Annotated in this window: 19 protein-coding genes and 1 pseudogene; 13 read left to right on the top strand and 7 right to left on the bottom strand. The window is 70.2% G+C overall.

Annotated elements, in window-relative coordinates; all coding sequences use genetic code 11:
- Positions 1-18: 18 nt before the first annotated feature.
- On the bottom strand, positions 19-849 hold the full coding sequence (locus tag ACE101_RS00755) for a hypothetical protein (RefSeq protein WP_379125622.1): 831 nt from the start codon (positions 847-849) through the stop codon (positions 19-21).
- Positions 850-916: 67 nt separating this feature from the next.
- The gene (locus ACE101_RS00750; RefSeq protein ID WP_379125621.1) at positions 917-1,453 is read right to left on the bottom strand and encodes a hypothetical protein; all 537 of its coding nucleotides are present in this window, start codon (positions 1,451-1,453) and stop codon (positions 917-919) included.
- 163 nt (positions 1,454-1,616) lie between these two features.
- Here ACE101_RS00750 and ACE101_RS00745 point away from each other — a divergent pair, with 163 nt between their 5' ends.
- The 9 genes from ACE101_RS00745 (at position 1,617) to ACE101_RS00705 (ending at position 5,903) form a co-directional block, all read left to right on the top strand.
- Positions 1,617-1,949: a hypothetical protein gene (locus ACE101_RS00745; RefSeq protein ID WP_379125620.1), complete on the top strand. Its 333-nt coding sequence runs from the start codon at positions 1,617-1,619 to the stop codon at positions 1,947-1,949.
- Positions 1,949-2,173 (top strand): hypothetical protein, encoded by a 225-nt coding sequence (locus tag ACE101_RS00740; RefSeq protein ID WP_379125619.1) that lies wholly within the window; start codon positions 1,949-1,951, stop codon positions 2,171-2,173. Before ACE101_RS00745 ends, ACE101_RS00740 begins: the two co-directional genes overlap by 1 nt.
- The gene (locus tag ACE101_RS00735) at positions 2,170-3,198 is read left to right on the top strand and encodes a hypothetical protein (protein ID WP_379125618.1); all 1,029 of its coding nucleotides are present in this window, start codon (positions 2,170-2,172) and stop codon (positions 3,196-3,198) included. The genes ACE101_RS00740 and ACE101_RS00735 overlap by 4 nt, the downstream gene beginning before the upstream one ends.
- On the top strand, positions 3,198-3,473 hold the full coding sequence (locus ACE101_RS00730; protein WP_379125617.1) for a hypothetical protein: 276 nt from the start codon (positions 3,198-3,200) through the stop codon (positions 3,471-3,473). Before ACE101_RS00735 ends, ACE101_RS00730 begins: the two co-directional genes overlap by 1 nt.
- Before the next feature lie 29 nt (positions 3,474-3,502).
- A complete protein-coding gene (locus ACE101_RS00725) occupies positions 3,503-3,961 on the top strand; it encodes a hypothetical protein (protein WP_379125616.1) in 459 nt (152 codons plus the stop codon).
- Positions 3,962-4,081: 120 nt separating this feature from the next.
- Positions 4,082-4,255 (top strand): hypothetical protein, encoded by a 174-nt coding sequence (locus tag ACE101_RS00720; RefSeq protein WP_379125615.1) that lies wholly within the window; start codon positions 4,082-4,084, stop codon positions 4,253-4,255.
- Positions 4,256-4,331: 76 nt separating this feature from the next.
- A complete protein-coding gene (locus tag ACE101_RS00715) occupies positions 4,332-4,760 on the top strand; it encodes a hypothetical protein (RefSeq protein WP_379125614.1) in 429 nt (142 codons plus the stop codon).
- Positions 4,761-4,908: 148 nt separating this feature from the next.
- Positions 4,909-5,223, top strand: a complete 315-nt coding sequence (locus ACE101_RS00710; RefSeq protein WP_379125613.1) for a hypothetical protein — start codon at positions 4,909-4,911, stop codon at positions 5,221-5,223.
- A 116-nt stretch (positions 5,224-5,339) separates the two neighbouring features.
- On the top strand, positions 5,340-5,903 hold the full coding sequence (locus ACE101_RS00705; RefSeq protein ID WP_379125612.1) for a hypothetical protein: 564 nt from the start codon (positions 5,340-5,342) through the stop codon (positions 5,901-5,903).
- Here the strand turns inward: ACE101_RS00705 and ACE101_RS00700 are convergent.
- Positions 5,900-6,475, bottom strand: coding sequence for a metallophosphoesterase (locus ACE101_RS00700; RefSeq protein WP_379125611.1), 576 nt, complete (start codon positions 6,473-6,475; stop codon positions 5,900-5,902). The genes ACE101_RS00705 and ACE101_RS00700 overlap by 4 nt on opposite strands.
- 83 nt (positions 6,476-6,558) lie before the next feature.
- On the bottom strand, positions 6,559-7,977 hold the full coding sequence (locus ACE101_RS00695) for a site-specific integrase (RefSeq protein WP_379125610.1): 1,419 nt from the start codon (positions 7,975-7,977) through the stop codon (positions 6,559-6,561).
- Between the two features lie 1,019 nt (positions 7,978-8,996).
- On the opposite strand from ACE101_RS00695, the pseudogene ACE101_RS00690 reads away from it, so the two are divergent.
- From ACE101_RS00690 to ACE101_RS00675, 4 genes and pseudogenes are all read left to right on the top strand, one after another.
- A pseudogene (locus tag ACE101_RS00690) lies at positions 8,997-9,431 on the top strand (galactose oxidase-like domain-containing protein); the annotation flags it as partial.
- 685 nt (positions 9,432-10,116) lie between these two features.
- Positions 10,117-10,305 carry a hypothetical protein gene (locus ACE101_RS00685; protein ID WP_379125609.1) on the top strand — a complete coding sequence of 63 codons (189 nt, stop codon included), beginning with the start codon at positions 10,117-10,119 and terminating at the stop codon, positions 10,303-10,305.
- A gap of 99 nt (positions 10,306-10,404) precedes the next feature.
- The gene (locus ACE101_RS00680; protein ID WP_379125608.1) at positions 10,405-11,079 is read left to right on the top strand and encodes a hypothetical protein; all 675 of its coding nucleotides are present in this window, start codon (positions 10,405-10,407) and stop codon (positions 11,077-11,079) included.
- 27 nt (positions 11,080-11,106) lie between these two features.
- Positions 11,107-11,553 (top strand): hypothetical protein, encoded by a 447-nt coding sequence (locus tag ACE101_RS00675; RefSeq protein WP_379138413.1) that lies wholly within the window; start codon positions 11,107-11,109, stop codon positions 11,551-11,553.
- 132 nt (positions 11,554-11,685) lie between these two features.
- Here ACE101_RS00675 and map read toward each other — a convergent pair whose 3' ends face one another.
- The 3 genes from map to ACE101_RS00655 form a co-directional block, all read right to left on the bottom strand.
- The gene (gene map / locus ACE101_RS00670; RefSeq protein WP_379138410.1) at positions 11,686-12,438 is read right to left on the bottom strand and encodes a type I methionyl aminopeptidase; all 753 of its coding nucleotides are present in this window, start codon (positions 12,436-12,438) and stop codon (positions 11,686-11,688) included.
- Positions 12,439-13,778: 1,340 nt separating this feature from the next.
- The gene (locus ACE101_RS00660) at positions 13,779-13,910 is read right to left on the bottom strand and encodes a hypothetical protein (protein WP_379125607.1); all 132 of its coding nucleotides are present in this window, start codon (positions 13,908-13,910) and stop codon (positions 13,779-13,781) included.
- Between the two features lie 134 nt (positions 13,911-14,044).
- Positions 14,045-14,425 (bottom strand): beta-barrel domain-containing protein, encoded by a 381-nt coding sequence (locus ACE101_RS00655; RefSeq protein WP_379125606.1) that lies wholly within the window; start codon positions 14,423-14,425, stop codon positions 14,045-14,047.
- Positions 14,426-14,470 lie beyond the last annotated feature (45 nt).

The following is a 14,470-nucleotide window of genomic DNA, read 5'->3' as shown; positions in this document are numbered from 1 at the left end:
AGGAATCCCTAGGTTGGGTCAGTAGGCGCCCCGCGGGCGGTAGCCGCGGCGGTAGACGGGCGCCTCATCGGGTGTGGCGTCGAAGCGCGGCTCCGGGCGCGTCGGAGCGGCCGGGCCCCGCTTCATCATCTCCGCGATGCCCTCGCGCTCGCCGCGCATGCTCCGACGCGCCCGCGCGATGATGTCCGCCTTCATCTCTTCGGTAACCAAGGTCGGATCGACCTTTGGCGCCGGTCCGACCGGCAGGAGCTCCGGCAGGAGGGGAGACACGTCCGACGCTTTCTCGGGCATCGTGTGGCGCTTCAGGGCCTCCGGCGCCATCGCGAGCGCGGCCTCGATCTGGGAGTGCGACAGGGCTCGGATCCACTCGGCCGCGGGCTCGGAGATCCAGCGGATGTGCGGCGCGAGGGCCCTCTCGCCGCCATCGCGGTACGCCTCGACGGCGTGCTGCAAGAAGTGTCCGGCGCCGACGTGCGGGCAGTGCGGGATGACCTCGCCGACGCCGGCCTGGTCCATCATCTTCTGGATCTCGTCGTCGGAGATCGCCGCGCCCTCCGCGAGGGCTCGGCCGGTGATCTGCGGCGCCGGGAGCATGCTCCCGACCACGCTGCCCAGCTCGCGGGCGACGGCGCCCGGGGCCTTCAGCGCGACCTCCGCCGTGGCGGCGACCACGTCGGCGGTGGTGGAGACGCCTCGGTCGAGGGCGTCGCCGGCGGCGCGGGCGCGGTCCCGGAGCCACGGGATCCGCTTGGTGACGGGGGAGACCGCCTCGTCGACGGCGTCCCAGATGAAGGTGAAGGCGCCCCGGATGGCACGGGCGATCGAGGCGAGGACTCGGGCGAGCGACATAGCGACTGGTTTCCTGGCGGGGGGCTCGGCACCACGCCGGCCCCCTCTGCCGAGAAGCGTGCTCGCGTCACATGCAAGTATCCACCTGCGCACGTGCGCCCCGCTCGCCCAGGGCCTCCACCTCGGCCCTGGTGGCCCTGCGCCAGTAGGCCTGCCGGGCCGTGCAACGCTCTGCGTAATAATGGGAAATCGCCACGGGATGGACCCCGTCCTTCAACCCGTGAACGCCGACGAATCGGGTCAGCTCACGGGGCAGATGGGACGCGTCGGCCCGGGCGGCGTGCTCGCGGTCGAGGGCGCGCTCGGCGGCCCCGGCCGGGTCCACGCGGTCCCATGCGTCGGCGTAGCTGAGCGGCTCCAGGCCGCCCTCGCGCACGAGGAAGAGCTGCCCTTCGCCCGGGTCCCGGACGCGGCAAGTCGTGACGACCTCGCCGATCGGGAGGTCGAAGGCGGGCTGCCACTTGGTGCGGGCCTCGTCGAGGAAGTGCGGCCCCGCTGAATAGTACGGCCACCCGGTCACGAGCCGCGCTCGGGTCTGCGTCCTCGTCCCGGCCCAGACGCCGACGCGGCTGACCTTCGTTCCCGCCCGCAGGACCACCCGCACCGTAGGCCGGCAGTCCCGATCGGGACTCCATTCGCTAACCCTGTCGCTCATTTCCGCCACAACTCATCTCCCCCTTTGAACCGAATCGTTGTACCGATAGGGACAACGATGGACTGCATGACGCTACATCGTAGATGCTTAGCGTGGAAGGGTGGAGGTGTAGATGACTGTGCGCAGAGAGGAGTTCCGAGTGGCGCCGGCAGTGCTCAGGGAGCACCTCGCTGCGGGCGAGGGCTACGCTGACATCGCCCGCAGGTACGCCGTCGGCGAGAACGCTGTGCGGTACCGTTGCCGCAAGCTGCAGCTGCGCGAGCTCGTCAACGGGAGAGCGCCGAACGAAGCGGCGCTGCAGATGGCCCTGGCGATGAGTGATGTTCCGCTTAAGCGGATCGCTCGAATCTTCGGGGTCGAGGTCAGGACGATCAACCGGGCTGCGCGGCTCTATGGCCTCCCGACGGACGAGCGGGGCCGCGAGCGCCTGCGGGACGCCCGGTGATGGCTAAGCGCGCCCCTCTCCATGACGAGGACGTCCTCCGCTGCCTCAAGGCGGCCGTCGACGTCGCCGGCGGTCAGGCCGCTTGGGGAGCCCGCCACGGGCTCTCGCAGAGCTACGTGGCGAAGTTGCTCCTGGGTCGCCGCGAGATCTCCCCGCGCGTCCTGAGCGCTCTCGGACTGCGGGAGCTCCCCCGGGCCTACGAGTCGGCGGAGACCCGCCCGTGAGCGACATCGACCGCTCCATCCACGCCTTCCCGACCCCCCAGGCCATCGCCCGGCTCATGGCCTCGCACGGCCCGGATGCCGTCGCGAGCAGGTATTGGTTCATGCACGACCGCGAGCGATCGGATCGCATCCGCGTCGGCCGGATCCTCCTCGGCTGGGACGCGCCGGCCACGCCCCGCGTGCGCGCCTCGACACCCGCCCAGGAGGCGGCCGCGATCGAGACTGCTTACGCGATCGGCGAGATGCGGGCAGCGGAGGTCGCGGCCGGGATGGGGCCCAACGGGATCCGTGCTGCATTCGTCGCGCGCGGGCTCCTCGACATGCCCCGCATCTCGGGCGAGCTGCGCGGCCGGGCCACGCAGGATTCCAAGGACGCCGCCCGCGGCGACGCGACCGCGGCGGCTCGCATCGAATCCCGACGTGCCCATGCCGAGGCGGTCTACGCCGTCTGCGTGGCAGCGCTCGCGCTCGTGCCGGAGCAGCCCGCCGCAGGCCGGCCTCGGCTTCCCGAGCCGACACCCGCGCTCGCGGCCGCGCTCGCGGGATTCGAGCGCACTGCCGTGCTCGCCGTTTTCCCGACCCTCCCCAATCCCCCAGCCCCCGAACCCGCCCCAGAGGAGCCCTCCATGCCTGTTCCAGCGCAGCCAAGCCCGAAGCGGGTCGTCCCGCCCGACGACGTGATCCGCGTCCAGCACGCCGAAACGCCGAGCCCGAAGATCCTCGCCGCAATGTGGGGGACGAGCCAGTCGGCCGTCTTCACGCACCTGCGCCGCCTCGGCCTGACGCGCCCCCGCGGCGGTGTCAGGCTCCCCGTGCCCGTGGCGCCCCGGTCCCCGGACGAGGACCCGTCGATCGGCGTCCACCCGCTCCCGGGCGAGCCCCGGTTCCTCGGGCGCCTCGGTGTCGAGGACCTGGCCCTCGCGATCGAGCTCGCCCGCCGGGCCGAGATCTCCCCCATGGACGCTCTCACCTGGGTCCGCGCCGACGCGGGCCTCGCCGCCGCTGACGCCGAAAGGACCGCATGATGATCCGCCGCCTCCTTGCCACCGCCGCCGCCAACCTCCGGGCCGACCCCTCGTGGCGCGAGTGCATCCGCATGACGTGCGGGCTCGTCTTCCTGCGCGCCAACAGCGCCCTCTTCATCGCGGCGTTCGTCCTCTGGGCCGTCGGCGCTCCGCAGGCCTGGCCGAACGAGGCCCCCCTGATGTGGGCCGCCGTCTGGGCTCCTGCCTTCGTCGGCCTGTCGCTACTGGCGGACTGGGCCGGCGTCGACGGCATGCGCGATCCCGACACCTTCTGATTTCCACCCCCACCCAAAGGAGACCTGACATGAGCCAGCTCTACCCCAGCAACCCGGTCCGCCGCCTCGTCGTGAAGGAATGGGAGCGCGCCGCGGCACGCGGCGAGGACTACGAGCCCGGCGTCGACGAGCTGCGCGCCATCCTGCGCAAGGCCTTGCGGAGCCAGGTCGCTCGCGTCCGGTGGATGCATCAGGCGGGCTGCACGTCGACGCACCTGGAAGCCGTCCTCGACGGCCGCGAGGACCCCGACGACCGAATCCAGGACTGCATGGGCGTCATCTGGGTGCCCGGCCGCGGCGTCTACGCCGACCCGCTATTCGACCGCGACGCCCGCGTGATCCAGCAGGAGCGATGGGCGGAGGAGATCCGAGCGAAGCTGTCCGGGCCGCTCCAGCCGTGCCCCCGCATTGAGCGATACACGGACGCGCCGCTGCCGGACATGTTCGCGATCGGCGCCGGGTCGCCGGGCCCCCGGAAGAAGGGCTGAACCGATCCCCTGTGGCAGCGCGCCACAGGGTTACTTTTTAGTGCCGATCAGGCTTGCGTCATCCCGTTAACGGCACTAAATAGTAACCCATGCGAGCAACCTGCTCGCGGGGAGACCCCGATGCCCCAGCCCCTCGACCTCACCTTCGACATGGACCTCCACTTCGACGACCTCGCCGCCGAGCCGGCCGCGGCGGACGAGCCCTGCCCCCACGCCCTGGACGCACTGCTCTCCGAGATCGCCGACGCCGAGTTCCGCGACCTCCCGCTCCCGGAGACCTTGCTCCCCTCCTGAGCCGACCGCCGGGGCGCAAGCCCCGGCCCTTCCTCCAGCTGCCCGCTCCGGGCCAGCCAGTCACAGGGACATCGACATGAGCACGATCATCACGCCGAAAGCCCGCGTCGCCGCCTTCGCCTGCGCCCGCGGCGGCTACCAGGTCGGGCTGCTCAACGACTGCGGGACTTGGTCCGGGTCGGAGCTGACCGGTCGGGCTGCGAGCTACGGCACGAAGTACCGGGACAGCCGAAACGCCCTGCTGAACCGCCTGGGCGCGGAGCCCTCGCTCTCCGTCACGCGGGCGACCGGCGAGCGCGGCCGCATCATCGTCGTCGTGATGACGAAGGCGGAGCGCAAGCGCGCCGGCGAACGCCCCATCATCCCGTTCGCCGAGGGTATCGTCGAGCGCGCCGCAAAGGCGAGGGCCGTCGCTGAGCGCAGGGCCGCCCGCGAGAAGGCTCGCGCCGAACGCAACCTCGCCGCTGACCTGCCCGCCCTGGAGGTCATCGCTTTCGCTCGCTGACGAGCCGGGGCCCCCGCGCCCCGGCCCTTCTCCGGATTGCCCCGGCCGGGGCGGTCCCGACGAGGGCCGACAGGCACTCACGCTCCCCCTGAGGGATGCCCGTCCCAACCGCCGGCCCCGGGCACCGGCCTTCCTTCAGGTGACCATCATGGCCAACTTCTACATCTGCGACAGCTCCGGCTACGGCCGCTTCCCCCTCAGGGTGCTGGAGGCCTTCGAGAGCCGCGAGGCGCTCATGAGCCGGCTCGTCGAGCTCGCCGCGGAGCCGGACGACTACGACTACGAGCTCAACTACGTCAGCAGCGCCACGCACATCGCGACCTCCGAGCTGAAGATCGTGGTCGAGAAGTGCCTGCCGATCGACCGGATGAAGGCCTCCGACATCCGCACTGGGCCCGCCTCGGCGGAGTCCCTGCCGATCGTCCGAGCCTTCGCGGCGCGGCTCGATCGCCTGCGGGACTAACGGGCCGGGGCTTCACGCCCCGGCACCCTTCAAGGGCTCGGTCCACGGTTGCAGATTCGAGCCCTTACGGCGCGCCCTCTTAGGGGCTACTATTCGTACCCTTGAGGAGTGCCCCCATGTCAGAGACCCGCGAGCGCCTGACCCCCGAAGAGCGCGCCCGGCGCCAGCGCCTGCTCATGACCGTGGGTGCCCATCTGCACGGGCCGTCATGGCAGCAGGCCCTCTCCGACAGGCTGGAAAAGGTCGTCGACGGCGGGGTGCCACGCGTGCGGATCAACCAGTGGGCCAACGGCGCGAAGCCCGTCCCGGGGTGGATGCTCCCCGTCCTGGCCGACGTCGCGCGCGACGGGGCCGCCGAGCTGCGCCGGCGCGCCGAGGACCTGGACCGGATCGCGGCCGGCGAGGACGTCCCGCCGTCGGATGAGGGCGCCCCTCCGGCGCAGGGCGAGCCCGACGCGCCCGGGGAAGCCCCGCTCGAATCCGGGCCGGCCGCCGCGGCCGAGGCCGCCCCCTTCGACGACGGGACGGCCTTCGACATCGACGCCCTCGTCGAGCAGTTCGCCGACAAGAGGCTGCCCCGCCCGGCGCCGGAGCCTGCCCCCGAACCGACCGCGCCGACCGGCTGGCGCTCGGCGTTCGCGGAGGAGCACGCGGCCCGGTGGGCACCCAGGAACGCCTAGCCGTCGTCGACCGGGCCACCTCCGCCCTTCTTCAGGCGGGCGAGCCGGATCTCCTCCGGCTCCTCTCGGACTCCTGCGAGCCGGGACTTGATCTCGGCGAGGGACACCGGCGCGTAAGCCCAGCTGTCCACGCCGACGTCGCAGCTCTGCGTCGATGGAGGCAGGAGATCGTGCGTGTGCCCGTGCAGCTGCAGGGCGCCCCCGAACGCGCCCTTCCAGGCGCGCATCCCGTAATGGCACAGAACGAGGCGGGTCCCTTCCACCGAAACCTCGGCCAGGTCCCGGGGAGGCTCGGTCCACGGCAGCGCCAGGACGTGCGGCTTGTCGTGGTTGCCCCGGATCAGGATCTTGGCGCGACCGTTGAGCGCCGCGAAGATCGCCGCGTCCCGCGTCGGGTCGCCCTTGAACGAGAAGTCGCCAAGGTGCCAAACGGTATCGCGCGGCCCGACCCGAGCATTCCAGAGCTCGACGAGCGTCCTGTCCATGTCGCCGACCGAGTTGAACGGTCGGCTGCACATGCGGATACAGCTCTCATGCTGGAAATGGGTGTCTGCTGTGAACCAGTGGGCCATGTCGGAGGTCCTCGCCCCCGGCGCGGCCGCAGGGCTCTAGGGTTTGGCGGAGAGGTTGGGATTCGAACCGGCTATCGGGGATTTCATGACCGCCTCCGTGGCATCAGGGACCGCTCCTCCACGATGGGCGAGCCGTCGAGCGGGGGGAGCTTCACGAGGGCGATCGCCTCCTGTGCCTCCATGAACTCGGGCCCCCCGCTGTAGAGCCCGAGGGTCATGCCGGGGCGCTTGTGGCCGACGATGGCGGCGATCAGGGGCTCCCGGACCCGGGCGCGTTCGAGCTTCGTGATGAACCAGCGCCTCCAGCTGTGGAAGTTAATCTTGCTTCGCCTGCGGCCGGGCTCTTCGTCTCGGACCCCTAAATCTGACGTGTACTTGGTGTACCGCTTCGAGAAGTAAGATGAACGGGGCTTAACCGAAGTAGAGGGTGGGGGACCCCACTCAGGGAATAGGTCGTCCTCCGGCGCCTTGCCCGCGATCCGGCGCGCGACGATCTCGTCGAGGTCCGGGTGGACCGGGACGTCGCGGCTGCCCCTCTCCTTCTTCTGCGCCTTGAACGTGAAATACCCGTTGCGCAGGCCGCCGACCTTCAGGTCGATCACCGCGTCGAGGCGCGCCCCGGTCAGGGCCGCGATCATCATGACGTCGAGCATCCGGCGCCCTTCCATGGGGCTGCCCATGAGGAGCTTCTGAACTTCCGCGTCGGTGTAGGGCCGCTCGTCGTCGGCGCGCTCGGTCTCGGGCTTGTCCAGGTTCAGGTCCTTGAAGGGGTTCTCCTTCGCGTATTCGCGCCGGGTGAGCCACGCCCAGTAGAACTTGATCCGGCCGAAATACTTGGCCTTGCTCGCCCACGACAGGTTGGTGTCGGCGTCGAGCCAGTCGAGGAAGCGGATCGCGTTGCGCTTGTTGATGTTCTCGATGAACGGTTCGATGTCTTGCGACTCCATCCAGTCGAGCAGGATCGAGAGGGCGCGAGGCTCGTCCAGCTTCGAGCGCGCCTTGATCTTGAGCGAGTCGACGAAGCCCTGGTGGTAGTAGATGATCGGCGTGTCTCCGGCAGCAACCCGCCGGATCTCGGACACCATCTTGACCGCCTCCGGCTTGGGGACGCGCCGCTGGATGATCCCGTCAGGCGTGTGCTCGTCCACCCAGGTCGCTCCCTCGTTCAGGATTTCCTCGTACCGCTCCTGGGCGCCCTGGATCATGAAGTCCGCCAGGTTGTCGTCTGCGGTCTCCAGCAGCCTGCGGGTCTCCAGGGTGAGGGCGAGGAGCGAGTTTCGCTTGCCCCCCCGGGCGGTCCAGGCATCCTCGATCTTCTTCTTGAACTGGGGGACGATGAGGTCCCGGGCGAGCTTGGCCTCGCCCAGGGACTTCGTGCCGGTGGACCGGACGAGGCGGCTGCCGAGCTGGTCGCGAAGCTCCCGGGGCACGCCCATGGAGACGCGCCAGACGCCGTCGTGTACTGTGAGGTAGGCCTTGTCCTTGTCAGGCTTGCGGGGCACCGGCAGACCCCCTCCCAGGGGTGATATGAACCGGTTTGATCCGTAATACGACCCGGAAACGGCTGCAATCGCCTGGACTTGCTGTCGCTAGAATGGGTTAACGGATCCTAGTCGTCTAATCCCTCCGTCTCCGCCATCAGCACCAGCAGAGCATCGAGCGACCTCGCAGAGCGCCACCGGCTTCCGTCCCGTCTCTCAGTGCGTGACGCGCTCGCCCGGCTGCGGGGATCTCATCCTGCGCGATGGCTGATGGCCGGCACCGGGTCGCCTCGCATCCTTTGGCACTTCGAAGTCGGCCGGCGTGACGGCTCGCTCCGGCCGCTCGCGCATCGGCGCCCTTGGCCCGTTCCCGCGGGCCTTGCCGCCGGCGCCCGCGGGTGAGGCGGGCGACGGGGCCGGCCGTGTGCCATCCCCCGGAGCCGTTCGCATGCCGGTGTTGCCGAGACGTGCCGACATCTCGCCGATCTTCGGCGAATTCTTCATTCTCATCTTAACTATGGCGAGCTCCCGATGAGCGCCAACTTGCGATGTTTGGAAGTTTTTAAATGCTCAGCGCACTACATGCCGTAATATAAATCCCGATAAAATCTGTAAGGCATCGGAGCGTCATCGACGATCTGTTTATCACTCGGCGTGATGGGTCAGCAAAAGGACTGGAATGGGCCGGAGCCGCGCGTGCCGGCAGCGGAGCGATCAAGGTCGCTTCGCATATGGCTGCTGTCATGCCCCTGAGTTCATCGATCTGCGGGGCTTCGGGCGAGGTCTCGGCGGTCCCCCTGATGTTTGCCGATTCCCTGCATTGCTGGGGCTGCCCGGCGGCGTTCCTGGGCGATGTCCTGTTGCTGGACTCTGGCGCGGTGGCGCTCAGCCGGCCCGAGGGGCCGGGGCATGTTGCCTATCGTGACGCTCTGACGGGCGGCGGGGCTTGCTGAGCCTGGGCGCCCGCCCTGGCGCAGGGAGCGTCCTGCCATTCGCGAGCCTTCGGCAAGAGCGGCTGCCTCGGAGCCGCCCATCAGCCGATGCGCAGCGCTCGGTCGTCTTCTGGGATCCCGAGACCGGCAAGACCACGGATTCGGAGCAGCAGGATCGCACGGATGTATCATTCGACCGCGCTGCTGCTGCCGGACGGCACGATCCACGCGGGTGTCAGCGGCTCGCCCGGGCCGCAGGAGAACGCCAACGCGCAGATCCTGACGCCTGCCCATCTCCACGACAAGGACGGCAACATCAACACCGATCGCCCCGAGATCGCGGCGGCGCCGAAGAACATCGAGGCCGGCGCGACGTTCCGCATCACCGTGGACGGTGCGTCGGATATCGACAAGATCACCTTCATCAAGTCCGGCGCCACGACGCATGCGGGCAACGCCGACGTCCGCTTCATCGAACTCGATCACAAGATCATCGACGGCAATACGATCGAAGCCACCATTCCTAAGGCCAATGTCGCGATTCCCGGCTTGTGGATGCTGTTCGCGGTCGACACGGGCGGCGTTCCGTCGGTCGCCCGGCTCATGGGCGTCGACATGGTGGCGCTCCAGGAGGCCGGTAGCCTGAATGCCGGCCCCACCACCGTCTACAACATCGACCACGAGCAGATCGACGGCGCCTTCGCGCTCGCGGTGACCGCCCGGTTCGACGATCTCAACGGCGGCAAGAACCAGAAGATCTTCGATCTCGGGAACGGCAAGGCCGACACGATCTGGCTCGGCCAGGTCGGCGAGAGCCACGACATCGAGTTCATGATCCACCAGGGCGGCCAAGCCTACGGCATCGTCGCCAAGGACGCGATCGTGGAGGGCGAGACGGCGACCTGGCGCGTCGGTGTCGATCCCGACGGGGTGATGCGCATCGCCAAGAACGGGAGGGCAGCATCACGGAACTCTCCGATGGCGCGCCCGGCGAATGCCGTCGCGCTGACGACCTCCGGCACGATCGGCTTCACGGGTGCCGACGTCACGGACCGGCACACGGCGAGCTACGTCGCGGGCGGGCCGGGCTATCTCGGCGCCTTCACCCTCGGCACCGCGGCGGACGGCCAATTGAGCTGGAGCTTCCAGATCAAGGATGCCGATCTCGACGGCCTCGCCGCCGGTGAGGTCCGGGCCCCGTCCTCCGCCGTGACGGTCGATAACGGGCATGGCGACCCGCCCGGTCGTCGTCGCGATCAACGGCGCCCGCGACGATCCGAGCCTGAACCAAGCCCCGGTCATCGACGTGACCGGCTCGACCCTCGCGGCCCATGTCACGGAGCGGGCCGAGGGTGCGCCTCCGGCCGAGCGGTCTCGGACGGCAAAGGCGGTCGCGCCACCCAGACCGTCGTCGTGACGATCACGGGGGGCGGAGGACGACGACGCGTCGAGCAACGTCACGGTCGCGGCGCTCAAGGTCGGTGCCGGCGACGACGCCATCGTCCTGGGCCAGAACGTGACCCCGGCGCAGCGGGCGACCTTCGGGGCGGGAGCGAACAGCCTGATCGCCGGCGACCACTTCACCTTGCGGACGGGAGCCCTCAACTTCGACGCCAGCACCGGCCCGGCCAGCCTCAGCCTCGGCAAGGGCGCCAATCTCAACGGCGGCGACATCCTGATGAGCGCCGGCGGCATCGCCAATACGCTCACGATCGGCGACGAGAGCCGGATCGCCACCATCCTGATGAACGGGGGCGGCGCCAAGGCCGCCCAGACCCTCACTCTCGGCGACAAGGTCGTCTCCGATGCGGGGATCAGCATCGCGGGCAGCGGCACCGCCGCCGACCGGACGGAGGTGCCGGTCACGATCGGCGACGGCGTCACGGTGAACGGCGCGATCAGGTTGCTGGGCATCAACACCACCACGCTGGTGAAGATCGGCGACGGGCTGACGCTGAAGGGCGCCTTCGTGGGGGCGTGGTCGGGGGCCGAGATGGTGGAGATCGGCCGGGACTGGCAGATCGACGGGACGCTCAACCTGGGGGCGGGGAACGACACGCTGCGGATCGGCACAACGAGCCGCGACGGCGCCGGCCTCATCACCGGTGGAGCGGGCACCGATACCCTCGAGATCGCCCTCGACCCCCAGCAGCCCGCGGCCTTCGCGGCGGCCGCCAAGGCCACGGGCTAGACCTCGCTCGCCGATGGCAGCTGGGACATCCATGGCCGGGCGCTCACCTGGCAGGGCGTCAGCTACACCTCCTTCGAGAAGGCGAGCGCGCTCACGGCCAGCGACGGCGACCAGCACATCGCCGCCGATCATCCCGCCGTCGCCACCTCCGCCCTCGCCGCCAAGCCGAGCCTGCCGACCCTCGGGACGGAGGGCGACGACTTCATCCTCGGCACCGGCGGCGATGACATCCTGCGGGGAGGCGGCGGCAACGACGTCTTCGTCGGCGGCACGGGGAACGACACCATCGACGGCGGCGGCGTCAACCACGTCGAGCTGCCCGGAAAGCCCTCGGATTGCAGCGCCCACAAGAAGCCCGATGGCAGCTATCAGGTCTCGAGCGCGAGCGAGGGACGGGACGTCCTCCACCACGTCGACGCCATCCACTTCCAGGGTTCCGCCGAGTGGTTGCCGATCGACCCTCTCCCGACCTGACCGGCACGCGGCGGGATCGTCCCCGGTCCGATCCGGATCGTCGATCCGGCATCGCGCCGAGCCGGTCACCGGTTCGGCGCATGATGCTCGGGAGGACCTCGCGGCCATCGCGGGTCCGGGCCGCTCGCGCTCCTAATGCCCCGGCATGGTGAGGATCAGCGGTCCGTTGCGTGTGGCAACGACGGTGTGCTCGTACTGGACCGTGAGGGCTCTCGGCTGGCTGTAGAGGGTCCAGGGGTCGTCGCCATCCTCCGCGAATTCGGCGCCGAGGGACAGGAAGGGCTCGACGGTGAACACCAGCCCGTCGCCCATGATCCGGCGCTCGGAGGCATCGGGCCAGGTCGCGATCTCGGTCGGTTCCTCATGCAGCGACAAGCCCACGCCGTGGCTGGCGAGATTGCGCACCAGCGTGTAGCCGTTCTTTCGCGCGAAGGCGCCCACGGCCCGGCCGATGCCGGCCAGCGGCTTGCCGGCCCCGACCTCACGCAAGCCCGTCCACATCGCCCGGCGCCCGTCCTTGCACAGCCGCTCGACCGCGCGGGTCACGGGCGGCACGGCGTACGACGCCCCGGTATCCGCGAAATAGCCGTCCTTCTCCGCGGAGACGTCGATGTTGACCAAGTCGCCCGGCTTGATCCTGCGGGCGGCCGGGATGCCGTGCGCGATCTCCTCGTTGACGCTGATGCAGGTCGCCCCGGGAAAGGCGTAGACCGTCTCCGGAGCCGAACGGGCCCCGGCAGCTTCCATGAACGCCCGCCCGATCTGATCGAGTTCGAGCGTGGTCATGCCGGGCTCGATGGCCCTGCCCATCGCCGCCAGCGTGTCGGCAACGATGCGTCCGATCCGCTGCAGCCCCGCCAAGTCGTCGTCGCTCGACACCGTCATGCCGTTTCCTTTCGCAAAGCCGCCGGCGCGGCCTGGGCCGCCGCCTGAACGAGAGCGGGCGATCCGCCTGGCATGGTTCGGGTATACTGAAGCTGTCCCGATCGGGCGAACCTGAAACGCCCGCTCCCCTCGATCAAGATGATGGGCGTCGTCCACCCAGACGGCTCTCCCGCCCCGGTGCCGGCCGGATTCCGGGGGCGAGACCCGGTGCCGCTCCCCGACCGTGGGGAGGATCCCCGCGGGAGAGGGCTGCAAGGCCGCGAGCGCGCCGCGGCTGCCGACGATCTCGGGCAGGAGGCCCGAGGTCGCCGCGAGGCGCACGATCGCGGCGGAGCGCGCATTGATCGCCTCGATCTCCTCCGTCGTCGCGAGCGCGAGGCGGCGGCGCGCGAGCAGGACGTCGTCGATGGGCAGCAGGCCGATCCCGTACTGGTCGACCTTGGGGGCGTAGGCCGTTCTCAGGGCCGTGATCTTGCTGCGCGCGAGCCGGCCCCGTTCACCCGCCGACCGGAGTTCGACCCGGTCGACCTTCAGCTGCGTCACCGCCCGGCGATCCTCCTCGATCGCCCGGTACATGGCCGCGTCGGTGAGGTCGCCCGCCCCCCTGATGTCTGCCAGGGTGCTCAGCTCCACCAGCGGGACGTTGAGGCCCAGGGTCCAGCCGTCGGGCGCGCCGTAGCTGCGGTAGTTCTCCGCTGCCCTGCAATCGGCCTTGAGGTCGAGGCGCGGCCGATACCGGCCGATCGCGGCCTTGCGGGCATCGGCGGCGTTGTAGCGGTGCCAGCTCGCCGGCAGCCCGGCTTTGCGCGACCGGATCAGCGCGGGCAGTGCGGCGAGGCCCTGGCGCGGGACGGCTTCGCAGTTGGGGAGCACGAAGCGGCCCGGCGCGCCCTGCCGCATCTGGGCGGCGATCACGGTCTGGGACTTCTCGGCCACGGCCTGCGCCGTGACGAGGGTGCGCGCGACGTCGTTCAGCTCGGCCTCCAGGCCGGCGACGTCGCCCTGGCGCGCATGGCCCGCCGCGACGCGGTCGCGCACGGCCTTCTGAAGGCGGATCAGATCGCGGAAATTGTCCTCCAGCACCTTCGACTGGCGCACTGCGACATCGAGGTCGAGCGCGGCGGTGATGGTCTCCAGCGCGACGGTTTCGGTGGCGCGCGGAGATCGGCGGCGAGCGCCGCGTTCTCCGCGCTGCTCCGGTTGAACAGGCGCGGCCCGCCATCGAGCAGGGGCAGGCCGAAGGACAGGCCGGCGGTCTTGCCGGGCCTGGCGAAGGAGGGCGCGGAGATCGGGTCGCGCCCGATCCAGGCCGTGCCCGCGATGACCGGCGCGAAGGCGGCTCAGGCGCGGATGAGGGGACTCTCGCCGACGGCGATCGAGACCGCATCCATCAGATGGGCGCTGCCCCGCAGGGAGAGGCGCGGCAGCGCGGGCGGCGGCACCGACCGGATCGCCCGCGCCTGCTCCGGCACCGAAGCCGAGAGCTCCGGGGCGGGCCGGGTCCCTTCGACGATCGATGCACGCAGCCCACTGGCGGGGGGTTCGCCGGCGGTCGCGGGTCCGGCCACAGGCAGGCGCAGGTCAGCCTCAGGAGCGCGCGCCACGATCAGGGTTCCCGGAAGCGACCGAGGCTGTCGATGAGCGGCCTGAGGACGTACGAGGCGAAGGTGCGGCTCTCGCCCTCGATATAGACCTGCCCGACCATGCCGGCGGTGAGCAGGGCGCGCGCGGAGGCCTGCTCGGGCTTCAGCTGGACCTCGACCTCGAAATGGTGCTGCCCGGTTCTCTCACCGGCGGTCGCGTCGGCAGCCACGCGCGAGACGAGGCCGGGCACGTCGTCGAAGAGCCGCGCGTTCAGCGCCGAGATCTTGGCGCGGGCGCGCTGTCCCGCCCGCACATGGGTGATGTCGGAGGGGGCGACGCGCGCCTTGACGGCGAGTTCGGCGCCGAGCGGCACGATCTGCGAGTAGAGCAGGATCCCCAGCATGTGGGGGCCCAGTCCTCGCATCATCGTCCCGAGCAGCGCCACCAT

Source organism: Methylobacterium carpenticola, assembly GCF_042748905.1.
GTDB lineage: Bacteria > Pseudomonadota > Alphaproteobacteria > Rhizobiales > Beijerinckiaceae > Methylobacterium > Methylobacterium carpenticola.
The sequence above is the reverse complement of the archived record's forward strand: the minus strand, read 5'-3'. Positions and strand labels throughout refer to the sequence as shown.